Below are 22,547 nucleotides of genomic sequence, written 5' to 3' on the forward strand. Positions count from 1 at the left end.
TTTCACTGCTGGTTATTCAGGCTAAGGTAAAATTTGTGAGTTCTGCTCGAAAGAGCGACGTGCGAATTTTCGGCGAATGTCGTCTTCACAGTATAACCAGATTGCTTGGGGTTATATGGTCAAGTGAAGAAGCGCATACGGTGGATGCCTTGGCAGTCAGAGGCGATGAAAGACGTGGTAGCCTGCGATAAGCTTTGGGGAGTCGGCAAACAGACTGTGATCCAGAGATCTCTGAATGGGGGAACCCACTCAGCATAAGCTGAGTATCTTGTACTGAATACATAGGTGCAAGAGGCGAACCAGGGGAACTGAAACATCTAAGTACCCTGAGGAAAAGAAATCAACCGAGATTCCCTTAGTAGTGGCGAGCGAACGGGGACCAGCCCTTAAGCTGGTTTGAGATTAGTGGAACGCTCTGGAAAGTGCGGCCATAGTGGGTGATAGCCCCGTACACGAAAATCTCTTGCCAGTGAAATCGAGTAGGACGGAGCACGAGAAACTTTGTCTGAACATGGGGGGACCATCCTCCAAGGCTAAATACTACTGACTGACCGATAGTGAACCAGTACCGTGAGGGAAAGGCGAAAAGAACCCCGGAGAGGGGAGTGAAATAGAACCTGAAACCGTATGCGTACAAGCAGTGGGAGCCTACTTTGTTAGGTGACTGCGTACCTTTTGTATAATGGGTCAGCGACTTATATTCAGTGGCGAGCTTAACCGAATAGGGGAGGCGTAGCGAAAGCGAGTCTTAATAGGGCGCTTTAGTCGCTGGGTATAGACCCGAAACCGGGCGATCTATCCATGGGCAGGTTGAAGGTTAGGTAACACTGACTGGAGGACCGAACCGACTACCGTTGAAAAGTTAGCGGATGACCTGTGGATCGGAGTGAAAGGCTAATCAAGCTCGGAGATAGCTGGTTCTCCTCGAAAGCTATTTAGGTAGCGCCTCATGTATCACTGTAGGGGGTAGAGCACTGTTTCGGCTAGGGGGTCATCCCGACTTACCAAACCGATGCAAACTCCGAATACCTACAAGTGCCGAGCATGGGAGACACACGGCGGGTGCTAACGTCCGTCGTGAAAAGGGAAACAACCCAGACCGTCAGCTAAGGTCCCAAAGTCATGGTTAAGTGGGAAACGATGTGGGAAGGCTTAGACAGCTAGGAGGTTGGCTTAGAAGCAGCCACCCTTTAAAGAAAGCGTAATAGCTCACTAGTCGAGTCGGCCTGCGCGGAAGATGTAACGGGGCTCAAACCATGCACCGAAGCTACGGGTATCACCTTTGGTGATGCGGTAGAGGAGCGTTCTGTAAGCCTGTGAAGGTGAGTTGAGAAGCTTGCTGGAGGTATCAGAAGTGCGAATGCTGACATGAGTAACGACAATGCGAGTGAAAAACTCGCACGCCGAAAGACCAAGGTTTCCTGCGCAACGTTAATCGACGCAGGGTTAGTCGGTCCCTAAGGCGAGGCTGAAAAGCGTAGTCGATGGAAAACAGGTTAATATTCCTGTACTTCCAGTTATTGCGATGGAGGGACGGAGAAGGCTAGGCCAGCTTGGCGTTGGTTGTCCAAGTTTAAGGTGGTAGGCTGAGATCTTAGGCAAATCCGGGATCTCAAGGCCGAGAGCTGATGACGAGTGCTCATTAGAGCGCGAAGTGGTTGATGCCATGCTTCCAAGAAAAGCTCCTAAGCTTCAGATAACTGGGAACCGTACCCCAAACCGACACAGGTGGTTAGGTAGAGAATACCAAGGCGCTTGAGAGAACTCGGGTGAAGGAACTAGGCAAAATGGCACCGTAACTTCGGGAGAAGGTGCGCCGGTGAGGGTGAAGCACTTGCTGCGTAAGCCCACGCCGGTCGAAGATACCAGGCCGCTGCGACTGTTTATTAAAAACACAGCACTCTGCAAACACGAAAGTGGACGTATAGGGTGTGACGCCTGCCCGGTGCCGGAAGGTTAATTGATGGGGTTAGCGCAAGCGAAGCTCTTGATCGAAGCCCCGGTAAACGGCGGCCGTAACTATAACGGTCCTAAGGTAGCGAAATTCCTTGTCGGGTAAGTTCCGACCTGCACGAATGGCGTAACGATGGCGGCGCTGTCTCCACCCGAGACTCAGTGAAATTGAAATCGCTGTGAAGATGCAGTGTATCCGCGGCTAGACGGAAAGACCCCGTGAACCTTTACTATAGCTTTGCACTGGACTTTGAGCTTGCTTGTGTAGGATAGGTGGGAGGCTTTGAAGTGGGGACGCCAGTTCTCATGGAGCCATCCTTGAAATACCACCCTGGCAACCTTGAGGTTCTAACTCAGGTCCGTTATCCGGATCGAGGACAGTGTATGGTGGGTAGTTTGACTGGGGCGGTCTCCTCCCAAAGAGTAACGGAGGAGTACGAAGGTGCGCTCAGACCGGTCGGAAATCGGTCGTAGAGTATAAAGGCAAAAGCGCGCTTGACTGCGAGACAAACACGTCGAGCAGGTACGAAAGTAGGTCTTAGTGATCCGGTGGTTCTGTATGGAAGGGCCATCGCTCAACGGATAAAAGGTACTCCGGGGATAACAGGCTGATACCGCCCAAGAGTTCATATCGACGGCGGTGTTTGGCACCTCGATGTCGGCTCATCACATCCTGGGGCTGAAGCCGGTCCCAAGGGTATGGCTGTTCGCCATTTAAAGTGGTACGCGAGCTGGGTTTAGAACGTCGTGAGACAGTTCGGTCCCTATCTGCCGTGGACGTTTGAGATTTGAGAGGGGCTGCTCCTAGTACGAGAGGACCGGAGTGGACGAACCTCTGGTGTTCCGGTTGTCACGCCAGTGGCATTGCCGGGTAGCTATGTTCGGAAGAGATAACCGCTGAAAGCATCTAAGCGGGAAACTTGCCTCAAGATGAGATCTCACTGGGATCTTGAATCCCCTGAAGGGCCGTCGAAGACTACGACGTTGATAGGTTGGGTGTGTAAGCGCTGTGAGGCGTTGAGCTAACCAATACTAATTGCCCGTGAGGCTTGACCATATAACACCCAAGCAATCTGCACACGAAGCAGATTGTGGTGGTGAAGATGATACGAACCGAAAGTTCGCAACGAACCACAAAGATCACATATCCGAATTCGCTGGAGTATCCATCTGGATCTTCTGGCAACAGAATTTCTTGACGACCATAGAGCATTGGAACCACCTGATCCCATCCCGAACTCAGCAGTGAAACGATGCATCGCCGATGGTAGTGTGGGGTTTCCCCATGTGAGAGTAGGTCATCGTCAAGATTCATTTCGCAAAACCCCTATCTGCGCGAGCAGGTAGGGGTTTTGTCTTTTCTGCGTTCCCAAAACCAACACCGCCCCCCTGTAGGAGCGGCCTTGCCGAGGCGTCGGACCGGCCGGAAAGGGCCGCAAAGCGGCCCCAGGATTTATGCATCAAGCAGATATCGCCGGGGCTGCTTCGCAGCCCATTCGCGACACAAGGCCGCTCCTACACGGGATCCGTTTGCTGACGATCATGCAAATCTCCTTTGCTCGTCGGCTACCTCACATCGCCTCGTCACAGGTGCGACAATATTGCCGTCACAATTACGTGACTTCCCCGTACCTACCCTGCGTCAAGGCTTAGGTTCGGGGCAATCCTGGCACCCGGACCGAGCGATGCCAGCGTACCGTGCTGCGCATTCCTGGACTTTCACCGTCCTATTACTTGAGGTTAGAAGCAAGATGGCCAAGGCCGCCGATGTCGTTGTGCAATGCCTGGAAAACGAAGGTGTCGAGTATGTGTTCGGCATTCCTGGTGAGGAAAACCTCGACCTGCTCGAGTCCCTGCGCAAGTCGAAGATCAAGCTGGTACTGACCCGCCACGAGCAATCCGCAGGCTTCATGGCTGCCACCTACGGCCGCCTGACCGGCAAGACCGGTGTCAGCCTGTCGACCCTCGGCCCTGGCGCGACCAACCTGGTGACCGCCAGCGCCTACGCCTACCTGGGTGGCATGCCGATGATGATGATCACCGGCCAGAAGCCGATCAAGAAGTCCAAGCAAGGCCGTTTCCAGATCATCGACGTGTGCGGCATGATGGACCCCATCACCAAGTACACCCACCAGTTCGCCTCGGCCGACAACATCCCTGCCCGTATGCGTGAGGCTTTCCGCCTGGCCGAGGAAGAGAAGCCGGGCGCCGTGCACCTGGAACTGCCGGAAGACATCGCCGCCGAGCAGACCGACGCCCTGCCGATCCCGCGCAGCCTGCACCGTCGCCCGCTGGCCGAACACGTGGCCATCGAAGCCGCCGTGCAGAAACTGCAGAACGCTCGCAACCCGATCCTGGTGATCGGCGCCGGCGCCAACCGCAAGATGACCGCCAAGGTCCTCAAGCAACTGATCGACAAGACCGGCATCCCGTTCATCACCACCCAGATGGGTAAAGGTGTGGTCGACGAGCGCCACCCGCGCTTCCTGGGCAACGCCGCGCTGTCTTCCGGTGACTTCGTTCACCGCGCTGTCGAAGCTGCCGACCTGATCGTCAACATCGGCCACGACGTGATCGAGAAACCGCCGTTCTTCATGGTGCGCGGCGGTACCGAGGTCATCCACGTAAGCTTCCGTTCGGCAGAGGTGGATGCCGTTTACTTCCCGCAGGTGGAAGTGATCGGCGACATCGCCAACGCTGTGTGGCAGATCAGCGAAGCGCTGACCGACACCAGCCACTGGGACTTCACTCGCCTGATGGCCATCCGCGAAGCGAACGAAGCGCAGATCGCCGAAGGCGCCGATGACGACCGCTTCCCGGTCTACCCGCAGCGCATGGTCGCCGATATCCGTCGTGCCCTGCCGTCCGAAGGCATCGTCGCCCTGGACAACGGTATCTACAAGATCTGGTTCGCTCGCAACTACAAGGCGCACAAGCCCAACACCGTGCTGTTGGACAACGCCCTGGCGACCATGGGCGCCGGCCTGCCTTCGGCCATGGCCTCGCACCTGGTCTACCCGGACCGCCCGGTGATTTCGGTGTGCGGCGACGGCGGCTTCATGATGAACAGCCAGGAGCTGGAAACCGCTGTGCGCCTGGGCATGCACCTGACGGTGGTGATCCTGCGTGACGACGGCTACGGCATGATCCGCTGGAAGCAGGCCAACATGGGCTTCACCGATTTCGGCCTGGACTACGGCAACCCTGACTTCGTCAAGTACGCCGAAGCCTATGGTGCCAACGGTCACCGCGTGGAAAGCGCCGAAGGTTTCTTGCCGCTGCTCGAGCACTGCATCAAGACCCCGGGTGTGCACGTGATCGACTGCCCGGTGGATTACAGCGAGAACGACCGCATCCTCAACAGCGAGCTGCGTGAGCGCGCGCTGGCGGTCTAAACGCTGACGACCCATCGCGGGATCAAGCCCGCTCCCACGCCATCCGTTCCCATAGCGTTATTACAGGCCTGTGGGAATGGGGGGCGGGGGAGCGGGCTTGCCCCGCGATAGCGTCAGTACAGGCAACGACACACGCAGCACCACCATACACATCTACCGTTCCCCACCTCCCTGCTCTCGGCATGCTCAGGCTCCTCACCCACCCTGAGAACCCGAGACCATGACCATCGGATCAACGCACAACCATCCCGCCGACCTGGCCGTCGAGCCACACCCCCCAGTGCTGCCATGGGCCGCACGATTCCCGAATCCGCCTGACCTGTGTTTCGACTACCGACGTCTTGTCGAACAGCAAGGCGGCATTGCCCAGGTTGCTCGTCCTGCACATCGCATCTGCATTGTCGGTGCTGGCGTCACCGGCCTCACCGTCGCACGTGAACTGCTGCGCTGTGGTTTCACCCAGATCACCCTGATCGAGCAAGCCCGGCGAATCGGGGGGCGTCATCTCACCGTGTCATCCTCTGCTGACAAGCCAACAGCACACACCGCTCCCTTCGAGATGGGCGCCATGCGCATGCCGTTCTTCAACCGAACCGGTGAACCGCCCAAGGCAGGCCGTTCATTGATGGCGTATTACGCAGATCTGTTCGACCTGCGGCTTTCCGACTTCCCCAACCCTGGCACGCCCTGGGTCAATGCGACAGGTATCTACCTGCGTGAAGGCCAACTTGAAGGGGAGGGTGATCCGAAGCTGCTGATCTGGAAGAATCCCGAAGGCCACACCCCGCCACCTACTGCGGTACTACAGAGGATTCATGGCAAGTGGCGGTGCTTTGCCGAGCGTTTCGCCGAACAGGTGGCCGCCATCTACGGCACAGAAGGCTGGCTGGCGATGTGGTCGGCAATCGTCGAGCGATATCACAGGCTGTCGTTCCGTGACCTGGTACTGCTGCCGATCCGGGAGGCTTGGGACCCTGGCAATCCAGGCGATTTCGGCGGCCTTGGCATGGACCGTGACGAGTCGGCGATCTTCTATGCAATCGGCATCGGTGATGGCAGCTGGGGCGCCTTCTACGACGTGTGTTGCCTCTATCCGCTGCGTACCGCCATTTTCGGGTTCAGCAGCCACCTGCAGCTTGTGCATGGGCGTGTAGATGAAAAGGGGCGAGTGTTTGCAGCACCCTATCAGGATGTCGAGACTGTGCCCGACAGCAAAGGCCTGTATTTCCAGGCGCCTGCCTACCTGGGGATCGCCGCGTTGGATGAGGCCCTGCTGTTCATGGACATCGCTGGCCTGGGCGAATCCTTGTACAGCCAATGCGTGGCGCGTAAGGATGGCCTGCTGACGGACAGCTCGGTTCATGGCCTGCACAAATTGGCCGATGGCCGCATCCGCGTCGATTACCGTTGGCGGCACAGCGATGACGCCAAGGCTCAGCCGATGAGCGATGTGTTCGACAGCGTGGTGCTTACCACGCCGTCCTGGTTGATCGAAACAGGGATGCGCCTTGAGGGCTTCTCCCGGAGCATGCTGCCACCGGCCATTGTCGAGGCCTGGAAGCATGCCCATTGGGAGACCAGCTGCAAGGTGTATGCGCCGCTGCGTAAAAGCTTCCTCGACCAGCATCCCCACCTGCCGCAGATCCTGGTCACCGACAGCTTCGTGCACGATGTCTATGCCTACCGTTACAACAATCAGCACACCCGCGATTGCATCTTGCTCAGCTACACCTGGGAGGACGATGCCACCAAGCTGGCGGCGTATTCAGACGCGGAGCTTGTGGAAAAATGCGTAGCGGAACTCGATCGGATTCTGTTGCGTTGCACCAACATCGGCGAACCCATCTCGCCCCATATCGATCTTGGAAACACCCGCATACAAAGATGGATGACAGACAGGAATGCACTTGGCTGTGCGAAATTGTACCGGGCGGGCACCTATTACGACGCGGTAAGCCTGATGAAGTACAACCGTGACCGGAGTGTCCATTCAGGGCTTTACCTCGCCGGGGAGTCTTTCTCTGTCGATGCCGGCTGGACCGAGCCGTGTCTGCGCACCGCCATCGACACCGTGATCAACCTCTGCAACAACACCGGCGCACATTTCAAGGGGGGCTTCAGCCTCGAGCACTATCCGCATTATCAGGTGCCTCGACAGGCGCTTTGAAACAACTTTGTAGGAGTGCTCCTCCACGTATTTTCGCAATCTCCCTCAGTTCCAGAGGATCCTGCTGACTGTCGCCCCACCTGCCATGCCCGTTCTACTGGCGGCCTTCCACAACTACCAGAACAGGAAGCCGCCATGCAGGAACACACCACTCCCGTCAGCCCCGTACGCATTGCCGTCATCCAGTACGACCCGCAGGTCGGCCTGGACCATTGCGATGGCAACCTGAGCCGTGGCTTGGCCCTGGCCCGCCGCGCCGCGTGTGAAGGGGCGAACCTGATCGTGTTGCCGGAGCTGGCCAACACCGGCTACACCTTCAACTCCCGCGCCGAGGCCTATGCCCACGCCGAGACGCTGGAGGATGGACGATGCCTGCAGGCCTGGGCGGAGTTCGCCCGTGAGCAGCAGGTGTATCTGGCCGCAGGCTTCGCCGAGCGGGACGGCCTCAAGCTCTACGACAGTGCCGTGCTGTTCGGCCCGCAGGGGCGGCTCGGGCATTACCGCAAGGCGCACCTGTGGAACCAGGAAAAGCTCTGGTTCACTCCCGGAGACCTGGGCTTCCCGGTGTTCGAAACGCCCATCGGCCGCATCGGCCTGCTGATCTGCTGGGACATCTGGTTCCCGGAGGTGCCACGGCTCATGGCCGCGCAGGGCGCCGACATCATCTGCAGCCTCAACAACTGGGTCTGGACACCGCCGCCGCTGTTCGACGAGGCCGGGCGCTGCATGGCCTCGTACCTGACGATGACCGCGGCCCACGTCAACAATGTCTATATAGCCGCCGCCAATCGCATCGGCTGCGAACGGGGCGGGCGCTTCCTCGGTTGTTCGCTGATTGCCGGTACCAACGGCTGGCCCATCGGCGAGGTGGCCAGTGCCGAGGAGGAATGCATCCTCTACGCCGACGTTGATCTAAGCGCCGCCCGCTCGGCGCCGATCTGGAACAGCCTCAACGACCTTCCGCGTGACCGGCGCACCGACCTCTACGACGCCACCCTGGGGTATCGGCTGCATGCGCCGATGCCACGTTGAGGAGGCGTCATGGAACAGCGCCTTTCCTTACCGCGACAACGGTCGTCGTCGCTGACACTCCTGGGCCTCGCGCTGCTTTGCGGTGCCAGCCTGATGTTGGGTGGATGGCCCGACTATGCGCAGCTCGTTGCAACCCTCGACCAGCCGTTGAGCAGGCTGCGCTGGATTGTCGGTGATATCAGCGAGGTCGCTTTCTACAAGCACGAGTTGCCGGCACTGGGGCTGCTGCTGGGGGCGAGCCTCGCGCATTGGGCCCAGCAGCGCGGGTATCGTTGGCAAGGCTTTGCCATCTGCTACGGCACTGGTCTGTGGCCCTGGCTGATCATCAGCTCGCTGCTCGGCCTGCTGCTCAGCCATGCGTTGTGGGGCTGGACGCTGGAGGGTGGTACCTGGCAGCCGACCTTTGTCGCCTTCGTCTCGCTGCCGGCGGCCATGGTCCTGCTGTTTGGCGGCGGTTGGCGCGTCGCGATCAATGGCGCGCTGCTCGGTGCCGTGCTGGTGACGCCGGCCAGCCTGCTGCTGGTCAACTACCTGTGCTACCCGCTGCAGTTGCCGGTGGTGATCGGCAATGTCAGTGGCATGGCCCTGGCCAGTGTGCTGGCATTCCTGCTGTGCAAGCGCTGTCCGGTGCTGGTTCGCGATGGACAGCACCCAGTGGTCGCCGTGACGGCCAGCCAGCCCGACTATGGTGTGGTCTGGACCCTGCGTCGGGTACTGGCCGATTTCAGCGAAGCGCCGTTCTTCGGCAATGAGCTGGCCAGTCTCGGCTTGCTGCTCGGCGTCTTGCTGGCTTATGTATTAGCCCCGGCGGCACCGGCCTACGGCTCGCAACTGGTGCTGCAGATGGTGGCCGGGCAGGCATTGGCATCGCTGGTCGGTGTGCTGTTCTGGCGACGGCAATGGCAAGAGCGGGGCTGGTATCCGACCTATATTCCCATCGTGTCGATCGTGCCCGCGGCCGTGCTGACACTGGGCGGCAGCTGGCAGGTGATCGTCGCCAGCGCCGTGCTCGGCGCGCTGATCGCACCACCGCTTGCCGTGGCCATCAGCCAGCGCTTGCCGGGCTATATGCACGGCTATATCGGCAATGTCCTGTCCATGGCCATCAGCACCCTGGGCATCGTGCCCCTGGTCGGCCTGCTTGCGGGAGGTAACTCATGACATCACCACGTGTTTCGATCGCCAGCCTGGGCGGCACGGTCAGCATGCAGTCCGCGGCGCCGGGGCAGGGTGTGACCCCTCGGCTCGATTGCGCCGCGCTACTGGCGTCCCTGCCTCAATTGCAGGCACTGGCGCAGATCAGCACCGCCACGTTGAGCCTGGTGCCGAGCGCCTCGCTGGCGTTCAGCGACATGCTGGATGTGCAGGCCTGGGCAAGCGCGCAAGTGCACGCGGGGGCTCAGGCCGTGGTCCTCACCCAAGGCACCGATACGCTGGAGGAGACCGCGTATTTCCTCGACCTGCTCTGGCCCCATGACACCCCGCTGATCCTGACCGGCGCCATGCGCTCGGCCAGCCAGCCGGGCGCGGATGGTCCGGCGAACCTGCTGGCGGCGGTGCAGGTTGCAATCGCCGATGGCAGTCGGGGGCGTGGCGTGCTGGTGGTGATCAACGACCAGATCCACCTGGCCGCGCGGGTGCGCAAGACTACCAGCCTGGCGATGGCGGCCTTCGAGTCGCCCGGCGCTGGGGCGATAGGGGAGGTCGTGGAGGGTAGACCACTTTATCGCCAGGCTGCCACGCCACGGCGGGTGTTACCCCTGCCGGTGCAGGTGGATCACCAGGTCGTCTTGCTGGAGGCCTGTCTCGATGCCGATACGAGGCTGCTGCAAGCGCTCGGAGGCCTGGGCTATTCAGGGGTGGTGGTTGCCGGCTTTGGCGCAGGTCATGTCTCTGAAGCCTGGGCCGAGGCGTTGGGGCGCATCGCCGGCAACATGCCGGTGATCATCGCCACCCGCACCGGCAATGGCCCGACAGCCCTGGGAACCTACGGATTTATCGGCGGCGAGATCGACCTGCAGAACCGGGGCCTGCACATGGCCGGCTGGCTCTGCCCGCGCAAGTGCCGACTCTTGCTGTGGCTGCTGATCGGCACCGGGCGGCAGGCCGACCTGGCGCACTGGCTGCAGCAATAGTCCGATGCCCGTTCCCGTGATGGGAGCGGGCAGGCGTTGCCTGTGCTAGGGTGCACGCAAATTTCCGCCCTAGGACACCCGCCCATGCTCCCCGCGCTCAGCGAAAAAGAACTCGACCGCCTCGAAGACCTGCTGATCACCTACGGCAACGACTATTCGGTGCTCAACCTCGCCGAGCTCAACGGTTTCTTCACCGCTCTGGCCAGCTCCCCTAGCAAGGTCAATCCCGAGCAATGGCTGCCCTCTGTCGCTGGTGGCAAGGTGCCGAAGTTCAAGAAGCCCGCCCATGAAGAGGCCTACACCGCGTTGATGCTGCGTTACGCCAGCCAGGTGGCGGAAGAGCTGGCCGACGACATTGAGCACTTCGAACCGCTGTTCGAGGAGAGCGAAGGCGAGGAAGGCCCGGCGATCATTCTCGAGGAATGGTGCTTCGGCTACATGCGCGGTACCCAGGTGGCCGAGTGGAGCGAGCTGCCGCCGGAGCAGGATCGTCTGCTCAAGGCCATTTCCCTGCATGGGTTGGAAGACAATTTCGAGCTGCTCGATTCGATGAGCTTCGATGAGCTCCAGGCTTGTGTACCGCTGGTAGTCGAGGCGGCGCGGGGGTTGTATCAGTACCAGAAACAGCACCGTCATTGAGATCGCCACCGCGGGCGTGTAGCAGCGGGCTTGCCCCCGCGAGTGTGATTATTCCACCTGCCGAAATACTGGATTGCTCCCAGCACCGATTCTGCTGTCGGACGATCCAGTGCAGCATGTCCTCCAGCAGCGCCACTCCCGGCGCTGACCAGGAGCCCCGCACATGCCAAGCCCGATCAAGCTCTACAACTTCCCCAAGTCCGGCCACGCCCACCGCATAGAGCTGATGCTGTCGCTGCTCGAACTGCCTACCGAGCTGGTATTCGTCGACCTGGCCAAGGGCGAGCACAAGCAGCCAGAGTTTCTCGCCATCAACCCCTTCGGCCAGGTGCCGGTGATCGATGACAACGGCATCGTCATCGCCGATTCCAACGCCATCCTGGTCTACCTGGCCAAGGCCTACGGCGGTGAGCGCTGGTTGCCTCAGGATCCGGTCGGTGCCGCCCGAGTGCAGCGCTGGTTGTCGGTGGCGGCCGGTCCCCTGGCCTTCGGCCCGGCGGCGGCACGTCTGGTGACGGTGTTCGGTGCCTCGTTCAACACCGATGAAGTCATTGGCCGCGCTCACACCCTGCTCAAGGTGATCGACGCCGAACTGGCCAAGGGCCCGTTCCTGGTCGGTGACCAGGCGACCATCGCCGATATCGCCAACTACTCGTACATCGCCCACGCGCCGGAAGGCAACGTGTCGCTGGAGCCGTACCCCAACGTGCGCGCCTGGCTGGCCCGTGTCGAGGCGCTGCCGGGCTTCGTGCCGATGCCGCGTACGGTCATCGGTTTGCAGACCACGCTCTGACTCCCGAGGGATGCCGCCATGCAATCGCCCTGGCATGCAGGTGAAAAACAGCTGCAGGAGCACGTCGGTGTTGCAGAGCGCATGGAGGCGTTCGGGCAGAAGGTCATTCGTGACTACATGCCCGACCAGCATCGCACGTTCTACCAGCAGTTGCCGTTCATGGTGGCCGGTGCCGTGGACGCCGCAGGCAAACCCTGGGCGACGCTGCTCGAAGGCCCGGAAGGCTTCGTCAGCTCGCCCGATCCACGGCAGCTGCTGATCGGCACCGATCTCGCCAGCGACGATCCAGCCACGCCCGGCCTGGTGGCGGGCGGCGCCATCGGCCTGCTGGGGATCGAGCTGCACACGCGGCGGCGCAATCGCCTCAATGGCCTGATCCGCAGGTCCTGCGCCGGCCAGCTGGAAGTGGTGGTCGAGCAGTCGTTCGGCAACTGCCCGCAGTACATCCAGCTGCGCGAGTACACCCGCGTCGACGAGCCGCCGCAGGGGCGCCGGGATTCAGTGGCGCTGGATGTCGCAACCCGCGCCTTGATCGAGAGCGCCGACACCTTCTTCGTCGCCAGCTACGTCGATCAGGATGGTGGCCAGCGCTCGGTGGACGTGTCCCATCGCGGTGGCCGGCCCGGTTTCGTGAGGGTCGAGGGCAATCGCCTGACGATTCCTGACTACGCCGGCAACCTGCATTTCAACACCCTCGGCAATCTGCTGGTGAACCCGGTCGCCGGCCTGCTGTTCGTCGATTTCACCACGGGCGATATGCTGCAGGTTTCCGGGCGCACCGAGATCATCCTCGACAGCCCGCTGATCAGCGCTTTCGAGGGCGCCGAGCGGATCTGGACCCTGGACATCGAGCAGGTGGTGCTGCGTCCCGCTGCCTTATCGCTGCGCTGGGCCTTCCAGGAATTGGCACCCACCAGCGTGATTACCGGCACCTGGCGCGAGGCCGAGCAACGCCTGCAACAGCGCGAACGGCAGCGCCAATGGCTGACCTGGCGGGTACTTCACATTGAGCAGGAGAGCCGCGATATCCGCTCGTTCCATCTGCAACCCGAGGATGGCGCCGCGGTGGCCTTCGCACCTGGCCAGCACATCCCCGTGCGTTTGCGCATCGATGGGAAGACGCCGCTGATCCGAACCTACAGCCTGTCCAGCGCGCCGTCCGATGGCTTCCTGCGCATCAGCGTAAAGGCGCAGGGGCCGGCGTCACACTATCTTCACCAACAGGTGAAGGTCGGCGATCATCTGGAGGTGCGCCAGCCCATGGGCAGCTTCATCCTGGATCAGCACAGCGACCGGCCCCTTGTGCTGATCGGTGCGGGCGTCGGCATCACCCCGTTGATCGCCATGCTTCGCGAGCAACTGGCCAAGGGGCAGGGGCGGCGAATCCACCTGTTCCACGGCGGGCGCACACTCGCCGACCTGCCGTTCCAGCAGGAGCTTGCCGCGCTCCAGCAACAGGCCAATGGCTTGCTGAGCATCCATCGTGCCCTGAGTCGGCCCGAACCGCAGGCTGTGTTGGCGCATGACTACGATTTCGCCAGCCGCCTGGGTATCGAGCAGGTCAAGGCCACGCTGGCATTGGATGATTACGACTTCTACCTCTGCGGCCCGGCCAACTTCACACAGGACTTGTACGAAGGCCTGCGCGGCGTGCATGTGCCCGACGCCCGTATCCATGCCGAAGCCTTCGGTCCTTCGACCCTGCGCCGCCACACCGACGACAACCAGCCCACGCTGCAACAGCCCCCACCCGCCAGCGAGCCGGTGCCGGTGTACTTCGCCAGCTCCGCGAAGGAAGCGCGTTGGGCGCCGGACAGCGGCACCCTGCTGGAACTGGCGGAAAGCCGTGGCCTGTCGCCGGACTTCAGTTGCCGAGGGGGCTCCTGCGGTACCTGCAGGACCAAGCTGGTCAGCGGCCAGGTCCACTACCCGAACCCGCCCGCCGAGCTGCCCGAGCCCGGCAACGTGCTGATCTGCTGCGCCATCCCCGCCCAGGCCGAGGACGGTGTGCAGCCCCTGGTACTGGAGCTCTAGCGTGACCACGGCGATAATCGCCCCACGACAACGCGTGGGGCGCGGCATGGACCAGATTCACCTGATGAAAGTGTTCGTGGCCGTGGGCGAGCTGGAAAGCTTCGCCGCCGCCGCACGCCGCCTGGCCATCTCGCCAGCGGCGGTGACCCGCGCCGTCAGCGCCCTGGAGGAACAGCTCGGGGTCAAGCTGCTGCTGCGCACCACTCGCAGCGTGCGCCTGACCGAGGCCGGCGGGCGTTACCTGGAGGATACCCGGCATATCCTCGCCAGCATCGTCGAGGCCAACGAAGCAGCCGCTGGCATCAATGCCGCGCCCAAGGGCGACCTGGCGGTGACCGCGCCGATCCTGTTTGGCAAGAAATTCGTCATGCCGTGCATCGTCCGTTACCTGCAGCAGTACCCCGAGGTGGATGTTTCGGCATATTTTCTCGACCGCGTGGTGAACCTGGTGGAGGAGGGCATGGATGTGGCGGTGCGCATCGGCCAGTTGCCCGATTCGGGGCTCAAGGCGTTGCGCGTGGGCAGGATGCGCCGATTGCTGTGCGCCTCGCCCGAGTACCTCGAACGCCACGGCACGCCGCGCCACCCTTCGGAGTTGCAAAAGCACGAAGTCATCGCCGCCGGGACCCTGTCGCCACGCACGGACTGGCGCTTCGGCGCCATCGACGACCCGACGCTGATCCGCATGAAGCCGCGCCTGACCGTGACCAGCAACGACGCCGCTATCGCCGCGGCCAGCGCCGGGCTCGGGATTGCACGGCTGCTGTCGTACCAGGTGGCGGATGAAGTGGCGGCCGGGCGCTTGCAGGTGATCCTGGCCGAGTATGAGGAAGCGCCGTGGCCGATCCATATCCTGCATCGGGAGAGCAAATATGGCTCGACCAAGGTGCGGACCTTTATCGATATGTTGGCCGAGCATTTGCGCAGCCAGGCACATCTGGCTTGATTCCGGACCCTGGGGCTGCTGCGCAGCCCTTTCGCGACACAAGGCCGCTCCCACATGGACCGCGCCAAGCCTGAGCTTCACTCCAAACCCGTAGGACCCCAGTTTTTCTGGCGATGCCCGGCATGGCCGGGTCAGCTTCCACAAAGAAGACAGTTGTTCCCACAGGAGCACGTATTCCCCTTTGGGAGCGGCCTTGTGTCGCGAAAGGGGCGCGCAGCGCCCCCAAGTGCCTCAAGCGTAATCAAGACCTCGAAAGCGCCGCACACTCCGCCACCACCCTCAACCCGCCCATCACCTCCGGCGTTATCACCCGCCCCAGGCATACCCGCAACCCAGTGCCGCATTCCCCATCGGCAAAGAACATCCCGCTGGCGCCGACATTGCAGCCACGCGCCGCCGCAAGCTGTTGCAGCGCCACCATGTCCGTCCCTTCCGGCAATTCGACCCAATGGATAAACCCACCCTGCGGCGCCCCATACCGCGTCCCCAGCGGAAACACCGAGCGCACCAGCGTCTCCATCACCCCGGCCTGCGCCGCCAGCCGCCCACGCAGCTTCGCGCAGTGCTCCTCCATGTACCCCCGCCCGATAAACTCATCCAGCACCCGCTGGGCCAGGCTCGACACCGCCAGGTTGCGCGAAAACAGCTGGGCCAGGATCGCATCCCGGTAGCGCCCCGCCACGCACCAACCCACCCGATACCCCGGCGCCACGGTCTTGGAGAACGACGAGCAATAGATCGTCTGCCCGGTGCTGTCGTAGTGCTTGATCGCCTTCGGCCGCTGCGCCTCGTCCACCAGGTCGAAGAAGATATCGTCCTCGATGATCGGCACATCCGCTGCCTGCGCCAGCTGTGAGAGCCGTGCCCGCGCCGCGTCGGGCATGATGAAGCCCCGTGGGTTCTGCAGCGTCGGGTTGAGGAACACCACATCGACCTTACCACGCTTGAGCGCCCATTCCAGGTGCTCGAGGTCCATGCCGCTGTCGGCGTGGGTGCGGATGGGCAGGGCGCGCATCCCCAGGCGTTCGATGGTCTGCAGGATGCCGTAGTAGGTAGGTGTCTCGATGGCCACCGTGGCGCCCGGCCGGGCGACGGCTTCGAGGGCCAGTTCCAGGGCCACGGTGTCGCCCGAGGTCACTAGGATGTCGTCCGGCCCGCAGGCCACGCCGCGTTGCAGCATCAGCCCGGCGATGCGCCGGCGCAGCGAGGCCAGGCCCGGCGGAGCGATCAGGCCGGCTAAGGGTAGGCCGGCCTTGGCGGCCAGCGTCGCCAGGCACTTGTTCAGCAGCACCTGGGGCGTGAGCTCGTCGTGCAGCACTGCCGAGCTCAACGACAGCGCGGTGTTGCTGGCCGCCTGGGCGAGCATGGCGACCACCGCGTGGTTGACGTTGACGGTGACACTGGCCAGGTCGAACCCCTGTACCTGGGCCGCGCCCTTGGCGACGAAATAGCCGATCCGCGGCGTGGCCTGTACATAGGCATTGGCCTCCAGCTCCGCCAGGGCCCGCTGCACGGTGGCGATGCTGCTGTCGAACAGCCGCGCCAGCTCGCGCACCGAGGGCAGTTGCGTGCCGCTGGGCCATTCGCCGCTGTCGATCTGGCGCAGCAGCCAGGCGTTGACGGTGTGCCAGCGTTTGTCGGGCTTGGGGTTCCGGTCCATGGGGGCCTTGTGTCGTGTCAGGCGGGAGCTCCCGAAAGGTAGAGCAAAAGCACGCCGGTTGCAGCCACGATGACGATATTCAGCAGCACCAGGGCGAAGCCGAAGCGGATCAGCCCAAGCTCTTCCTCACGGTCGGCCCCGGCCAGCCCGATGACCAGCGACAGGATCGACAACGAGCCCAACGCGCCATGCCCCGCGGCGCTGTTGGCCATGGCTGCCAGCCAGGGGCCATGGGCGCTGGATAATGCCGCAATGGACGGCATCACCAGCGTGGTGCCGCCGACATTGGAGCCTGTCACGTAACCGGCCAGCCCGGCCAGCAGCGACACCGTCGAAGCCAGCGACACCCCCGACATCGTTTGCAGCGCGCGTTGCGCCTCGACCAGGAAACCGGCCTTGACCATCACCTGGGAAAGCAGCAGGAACAAGAAGATCGTCGCCACCGGAAACTGCGCCCGGGTGACCAGCGCCTGCCATGGGAAGCCCGCGCCCTGGCGCCCGACCATCATCAGCACCACCAGCAGCAAGGCCAGCCCCGGCGAAGCCAGTGGCTTCCACGACACGTTGGTGCCATGCACCACCCATAGCCCGTCCCAGCCCGACAGCAGGAACAGCCCCCGGGAGGCGATGATCACGGCCAGCAAGGCCAGGTACGGCCACGCTGCCTGCGGCCAGCGCACCAGCGCCCCGCGCCGCGCCCAGGACATCCCCAGGCCCACGCCAGCCACCGCCAGCCCGGCCAGCACGCCCGACGCCTCCGGCCCGATCCAGCGGTTGACCGCATACAGCACCGCGCTGAACAGCAACGAGACCAGCGCCAACCCCAGCCAAGCCTGCAGACTGCGAATCCCCGTCAGCACCAGCGCCACGGCGGCCAGGCCGAGGAACACCGGTGCGCTGACCAGGGCCGAATGGCTGCCCAGTTCCTGCGCCGGCACATGGGCCAGCAGCGCGCCGATCACCGTGGCCAGCCCGAGGGTGCCCCAGGGCATCACCACCATGCCGGCCAGGGCCATCTTCATACCGATCTGGCGCGAAAACAGCCCCATCAGCAGCGGCACCGTGGCGATCAGCGACACGCCGAACCCGGTCATTGCCTCCAGCAGCGGCGCCAGGCCCAGCACGATGAAGATCACCTGCATCGGCGGCGTCCAGCCCAGCTCCCGCACCCAGGCGCCGATCGCCTGCGGTGCGTTGGCGCGTTCGACCAGGATGACGAAGGCCAGCCCCGGAACGATCACGCAGGCGGTGCTGAGGAACAGGATCAACGTGTCTTGCAGGATGGCGCCGGACACCGCCGCCGACAGCGGCTGCGCGGCGCCCAGGCCCCATAGCAGCAAGACACCGGCCACGCCGGCCAGCGCGGCCTGCACGGGCGGGCGGCGCAGCAGCAGGATCAGGGCGATCACCAGGCCAATGGGGGACATTTGCAGCAGCAGCGCAGCCATGATGCGGGTTCCTTCAGCCATCCAGGGAGTGAGGTGGAGGGTGAAGGGCGGGCGCCTGCTGAAACAGATACAGCGCCCGGGCGATTTTCAATACAGCCCGGGCGGGGTTACTGCGGTGTCAGCAACCGGTCCCGGCAGGCCTGGAGAATGTCGTCCGCCAGCGGCGAATCGTCCGGGCAGGCGCGGGAGAGCGTGATGGCGCCCACCAGGGTGGCGATCACGCCCAGGCGCCGGGCGCGTTCGGCCTGCTCGTCGGCGGCATCCGTCGGCTCGCTGGCGGCCTGGAGCGTTGCCAGCAAGCGCTCGAGCCCGTCGGCAAACACCGTCTTCACGGCGTCGGGCTGGCGCGCGGCATCGCTGGCCAGCGCCGCCAGGGTGCAACCTGAGGCCGGGTTGTCGCGGTGCTCCCTGGAGAGGTACTGGCGCAGGTAGTCCGCCACACCGCCACTGTCGGTGCCGGAGGTGTTCTGCGACAGCCCGCAGGCCGCCGCCTCGGCCATGAGGTCGGCCTTCGAGCCGAAATGCTTGTAGAAGCCGCCATGGGTGAAACCGGCGGCCGCCATCAACTCGGCGACACCGACCCCGTCGTAGCCGCGCTGGCGAAACAGCGAGGACGCCGTTTCGACGATATGGGCGCGGTTGGCCTGGGCTTGTGCCTTGGTGACTTTCATGTGGGCAACTCCTGCACCGGGGTGGTGGTGTTCATCATACATTGATGTCGTTCATCATCAAAATGTTGACTTAGTTAGATTATGGTCGTAATCATAATGGCCAGGCACGCCACTTCCGGGTGCCCCAATCGACATTGAGGATCTACCCATGAGTGCCTTGCCTTCCGTTCTTGTCACCGGCGCCTCCAGCGGTATCGGCGCCACCTATGCCGAGCGCTTCGCCCAGCGTGGCCACGACCTGGTGCTGGTCGCCCGTGACCAGGCGCGCCTGGAGACCCTGGCCGCTCGTTTGCGTGAGCGGTTCGAGGTGGCGGTGGAGGTGCTGGTCGCCGACCTCACCCAGGGCGATGCCCTTGCTCGGGTCGAAGCGCGGTTGCGTGAAGATGTGCGTATCGGCGTGCTGATCAACAACGCCGGGCAAGGCCAGTCAGGGGGCTTCCTGGGACAGCACGGCGAAGGCCTCGAACGCCTGATCGGGCTGAACGTCACTGCGGTCACCCGGCTGGCAGCCGCCATTGCACCGCGCCTGGCCGAGCAGGGCAGTGGCGCGATCGTCAACATCGGTTCGGTGGTGGGGCTGGCGCCGGAACTGGGCATGACCGTGTATGGCGCCACCAAGGCGTTCGTGCAATTCCTGTCCCAGGGGCTGGCGCTGGAGCTGGGGCCCAAGGGGGTCTATGTGCAGGCCGTGCTGCCGGCAGCCACCCGTACCGAGATCTGGTCCCGTTCCGGGTTGGACATCAACACGCTGCCTGAAGTGATGGAGGTGCAAGACCTGGTTGATGCCGCACTGGTGGGTTACGACCGCCGCGAAGCGATCACCATTCCGCCCTTGCAGCATGCCGAGCGCTGGGCCGCGCTGGATGGCGCCCGGCAGTTGCTGATGGGGGACCTGAGGCAATCCTTGGTTGCCGAGCGCTATCGCAGTGCGCAGTGAGTCACGGGAGACTTCAATGAAAGCGTTCATCATCGACCGTTACGGCAAGGATGCAGTGGGGCGTATCGCTGAAATGCCCGTGCCCACCCTGGGGGATGACGATGTGCTGGTGCAGGTCCACGCCGCCGGAGTGAACGCCCTGGACGTGAAGCTGCGTAACGGCGAGTTCAAACGGGTGCTGCCGTACCGCCTGCCGCTGATCCTGGGCAACGACCTGGCCGGTACCGTGCTGCGTGTAGGTGCCCGTGTTACCCGCTTCAAGCCCGGCGACGAGGTCTATGCACGGCCCGGGCAGGCACGTATCGGCAGTTTTGCCGAACAGATCGCCGTCACCCAGCAGGCGCTGGCGCGCAAGCCCGCCAACTTGAGCATGGAGCAGGCCGCCGCGCTGCCCATGGTGGCCTTGACCGCTTGGCAGGTATTGGTGGAAACCGCCCCGCTCAAGCCGGGGCAGAAGGTGCTGATTCATGCGGGCTCTGGTGGCGTAGGCAGCATCGCGATGCAGCTGGCCAAACACTTGGGTGCGTTCGTCGCCACTACCACCAGCACGGGCAATGTCGAATGGGTGAAGGCCTTGGGCGCGGATGTGGTCATCGATTACAAGCGCCAGGATTTCACCCGGGAATTGCGCGACTACGATGTGGTGCTCAGCGGGTTGGAGGCAGGCACCTTGGAGCGCTCGGTGCAGATTCTCAAACCGGGTGGCCAGCTGATTTCCATTTCGGGGCCGCCCACGCCTGAGTTCGCGGCCGAGCAAGGGATGGCTTGGCCATTACGGCAGGTACTTCGCCTGCTCAGCCGCCGCATCCGCAAGCGTTGTGAGGCCCAGGGCGTGCGTTATCGGTTCGTGTTCATGCGCGCCGATGGTCGACAGTTGGAGGCCATCACCCGGCTGGTGGAGGAGGGGATCCTGACGCCGGTGCTCGACCAAGTGTTCGCCTTCGAGGCTACCGCACAGGCGCTGGCGGCGGTGGCAGGTGGGCGGAGCAAGGGCAAGGTGGTGGTGCGGGTGGCTTGAGCTGCGCGTTCAGCCCTCGGGAGGGGCTTTTATTCAAAGCCCCTCGCCAAGATACAGGCGGTGTACTGCACCGATTCGCTTACTGGCTGAGATTGGTACCCCTGCGTCCTGGGCAAACTGCGGCCATTGTGCGATGGCTTCGCAGACTTCCTTGATGATCCGTCGTGCGTCCATGCCACGAACTTGGCTGGCAACGCTTAACAGATCGTCGAGGGTGAAGTCGTCGCGTTTGCCGTTCACGGTCATCTGGTGGGTATCGACCCAGAAACTACCTGGCAGGTAGGAGTAGGAGACGTCATAGGCTGGCGTGAGGTACCAGGTGCCGTCGGTGTCCATCATGAAGGCCGTATTCTTGGTGTGGTCGTCCTGGTTGCGTGCCACCAGGTTGAAGACCATGCGGCGGTAGAACTGTTCGGCGCCGTCGCGGGAAATCCGCAGTGCGCGCATCACCGCGAAGGCCTCGGCATAGGAGTATTGGCCAGGCTTGCGGAAGTCGGCGTGGTCGAGTGCGCACAAGGTCGCCACGTGGATCTTTTCACCTTCGGTCGTGCGGTCGAAGCGCCGGGTCATGAAGTGAGCGCGTCCACCTTCCTCCAGCAATCGGCACTCGGTCATGGTGATGCCGGCCGCCTTGGCCATCAGGTGGTAGGCGTACTCGATGCGCCCGTAGCCTTGCGAGTCCGCCAGTACGGTCGAGTCCTTGGCCACATCGAACTTGAGCAACCAGTACTCGAAGCCCGGCGGCGCGGTGACCTGGCCCGAACGGATCTCGCCTTCGGCATTCATGGCGATCACCGCCTTGGCCCGGGCACCGCCCGCGCTGGTACCGATCTGGATGAGGTGCTGCAGGGCGCTGTCGTCCAGCGACGGGTCATTGGCATCCAGGCGCTCGGCGATCGACTCGCGTTCGGACAACACCTCGCTGGCCAGGCGCACCAGGGCATCGATATGGATGCTCTCCCCCTTGTCCCGCTCGGTGGCCATCGCCGGACGATACTCCAGGGCGCCCATGCCGCGCTTGCCCTGGTACAGCAGGCGCTCGACCGGGGTAAACGTTGCCTTGTCACGCCCCTGCTGGGCCAGCCAGGCATCGATCAGCGCGTTGCCGAAATCATCGGGCAGGGAATCGGCGAGGATCGAGGGCAGGCCCTTGAAGGTTTCGCGGTCCAGCCCCTGGAACACGTAGGTGTAGTCCTGGCGCAAGGGCATATGGACCGGCGAGATCTCAAGGCCGGTCCTGACGAACTCGGGGGTGTATTCGAACTCTCCGATCTGGGTCTGCGTGTTCCAGTTGAGCGCGCCTACATACACATCCCAGAGATAGATCCGTGCAATCACCAGCTGTCATCCTTGTCGGGTTTCGGGCCACCAATGAGCGTGGGCTTGCCGATAGGCGTCCTGATTCCGTGTTCAGGCGCCGGCGGTGTAGCCCGTGTGACGGTCGCCCGCATCCGCTGTTTGCCCTGCATTTTCGCCAGTTGCACGGGGCTGGTCCTGACGTCCTCGATGAGGGAGGCGAGACGATCAAGCTCTCCCAGCACCCGCAGGACGGCAATCACGTTCACCAGGGTGCCTTTGCCTGCCGTGAGCTTGCGGTAGGTCTCCCGGGAAATCCCGGCTTCATGGGCGACGATGTCCTGGCCAATATTACGCTTCAGGCGGATAGCCTCAATGCGTTGGCCGATCTCGTTGGCGATAGCGTCGTCAGTCATTGATATG

The 22,547-nt window shown here is 62.9% G+C and carries 16 protein-coding genes and 2 rRNA genes; 13 read left to right on the top strand and 5 right to left on the bottom strand.

Going from position 1 to position 22,547, the window contains the following annotated elements:
* Positions 1-117: 117 nt before the first annotated feature.
* From JYG34_RS06140 to JYG34_RS06190, 11 genes are all read left to right on the top strand, one after another.
* Positions 118-3,010 (top strand): 23S ribosomal RNA (locus tag JYG34_RS06140).
* 137 nt (positions 3,011-3,147) lie between these two features.
* A 5S ribosomal RNA gene (rrf, locus tag JYG34_RS06145) occupies positions 3,148-3,263 on the top strand.
* Positions 3,264-3,704: 441 nt separating this feature from the next.
* Positions 3,705-5,348 carry an acetolactate synthase large subunit gene (locus tag JYG34_RS06150; RefSeq protein WP_213659899.1) on the top strand — a complete coding sequence of 548 codons (1,644 nt, stop codon included), beginning with the start codon at positions 3,705-3,707 and terminating at the stop codon, positions 5,346-5,348.
* Between the two features lie 220 nt (positions 5,349-5,568).
* Positions 5,569-7,515 (top strand): flavin monoamine oxidase family protein, encoded by a 1,947-nt coding sequence (locus tag JYG34_RS06155; protein WP_213659900.1) that lies wholly within the window; start codon positions 5,569-5,571, stop codon positions 7,513-7,515.
* Between the two features lie 135 nt (positions 7,516-7,650).
* Entirely contained in the window at positions 7,651-8,547 is an 897-nt protein-coding gene (locus tag JYG34_RS06160) for a nitrilase family protein (protein ID WP_213659901.1), read from the top strand.
* A gap of 93 nt (positions 8,548-8,640) precedes the next feature.
* Entirely contained in the window at positions 8,641-9,708 is a 1,068-nt protein-coding gene (locus JYG34_RS06165; RefSeq protein ID WP_249746220.1) for a hypothetical protein, read from the top strand.
* Positions 9,705-10,682: an asparaginase gene (locus JYG34_RS06170; RefSeq protein ID WP_213659903.1), complete on the top strand. Its 978-nt coding sequence runs from the start codon at positions 9,705-9,707 to the stop codon at positions 10,680-10,682. Before JYG34_RS06165 ends, JYG34_RS06170 begins: the two co-directional genes overlap by 4 nt.
* Positions 10,683-10,766: 84 nt before the next feature.
* Positions 10,767-11,321 carry a UPF0149 family protein gene (locus tag JYG34_RS06175; RefSeq protein WP_213659904.1) on the top strand — a complete coding sequence of 185 codons (555 nt, stop codon included), beginning with the start codon at positions 10,767-10,769 and terminating at the stop codon, positions 11,319-11,321.
* 163 nt (positions 11,322-11,484) lie between these two features.
* Complete coding sequence (locus JYG34_RS06180; RefSeq protein ID WP_213659905.1) at positions 11,485-12,114, top strand: glutathione S-transferase family protein; 630 nt, start codon at positions 11,485-11,487, stop codon at positions 12,112-12,114.
* 18 nt (positions 12,115-12,132) lie between these two features.
* Positions 12,133-14,148 carry a pyridoxamine 5'-phosphate oxidase family protein gene (locus JYG34_RS06185; protein ID WP_213659906.1) on the top strand — a complete coding sequence of 672 codons (2,016 nt, stop codon included), beginning with the start codon at positions 12,133-12,135 and terminating at the stop codon, positions 14,146-14,148.
* Positions 14,149-14,194: 46 nt separating this feature from the next.
* Positions 14,195-15,094, top strand: a complete 900-nt coding sequence (locus JYG34_RS06190) for a LysR family transcriptional regulator (protein WP_110736331.1) — start codon at positions 14,195-14,197, stop codon at positions 15,092-15,094.
* A gap of 241 nt (positions 15,095-15,335) precedes the next feature.
* Here JYG34_RS06190 and JYG34_RS06195 read toward each other — a convergent pair whose 3' ends face one another.
* The 3 genes from JYG34_RS06195 to JYG34_RS06205 all read right to left on the bottom strand — a co-directional run bounded on the left by JYG34_RS06195 (position 15,336) and on the right by JYG34_RS06205 (position 18,873).
* Positions 15,336-16,754: a PLP-dependent aminotransferase family protein gene (locus tag JYG34_RS06195; RefSeq protein WP_213659907.1), complete on the bottom strand. Its 1,419-nt coding sequence runs from the start codon at positions 16,752-16,754 to the stop codon at positions 15,336-15,338.
* A gap of 17 nt (positions 16,755-16,771) precedes the next feature.
* Positions 16,772-18,202 (bottom strand): transporter, encoded by a 1,431-nt coding sequence (locus JYG34_RS06200; RefSeq protein WP_213659908.1) that lies wholly within the window; start codon positions 18,200-18,202, stop codon positions 16,772-16,774.
* Positions 18,203-18,309: 107 nt separating this feature from the next.
* Positions 18,310-18,873 carry a TetR/AcrR family transcriptional regulator gene (locus JYG34_RS06205; protein ID WP_213659909.1) on the bottom strand — a complete coding sequence of 188 codons (564 nt, stop codon included), beginning with the start codon at positions 18,871-18,873 and terminating at the stop codon, positions 18,310-18,312.
* Positions 18,874-19,021: 148 nt separating this feature from the next.
* On the opposite strand from JYG34_RS06205, the gene JYG34_RS06210 reads away from it, so the two are divergent.
* Both JYG34_RS06210 and JYG34_RS06215 read left to right on the top strand, forming a co-directional pair.
* Complete coding sequence (locus JYG34_RS06210) at positions 19,022-19,810, top strand: SDR family NAD(P)-dependent oxidoreductase (protein WP_213659910.1); 789 nt, start codon at positions 19,022-19,024, stop codon at positions 19,808-19,810.
* A 16-nt stretch (positions 19,811-19,826) separates the two neighbouring features.
* A complete protein-coding gene (locus tag JYG34_RS06215; RefSeq protein WP_213659911.1) occupies positions 19,827-20,828 on the top strand; it encodes an NADP-dependent oxidoreductase in 1,002 nt (333 codons plus the stop codon).
* Positions 20,829-20,861: 33 nt separating this feature from the next.
* On the opposite strand, the gene JYG34_RS06220 is transcribed toward JYG34_RS06215, so the two are convergent.
* Positions 20,862-22,166: a type II toxin-antitoxin system HipA family toxin gene (locus tag JYG34_RS06220; protein WP_213659912.1), complete on the bottom strand. Its 1,305-nt coding sequence runs from the start codon at positions 22,164-22,166 to the stop codon at positions 20,862-20,864.
* Positions 22,163-22,540: a helix-turn-helix domain-containing protein gene (locus JYG34_RS06225; protein ID WP_186599698.1), complete on the bottom strand. Its 378-nt coding sequence runs from the start codon at positions 22,538-22,540 to the stop codon at positions 22,163-22,165. Before JYG34_RS06225 ends, JYG34_RS06220 begins: the two co-directional genes overlap by 4 nt.
* Between the last annotated feature and the right edge of the window lie 7 nt (positions 22,541-22,547).

This window comes from Pseudomonas entomophila, from assembly GCF_018417595.1.
Classification (GTDB): Bacteria; Pseudomonadota; Gammaproteobacteria; order Pseudomonadales; family Pseudomonadaceae; genus Aquipseudomonas; species Aquipseudomonas entomophila_C.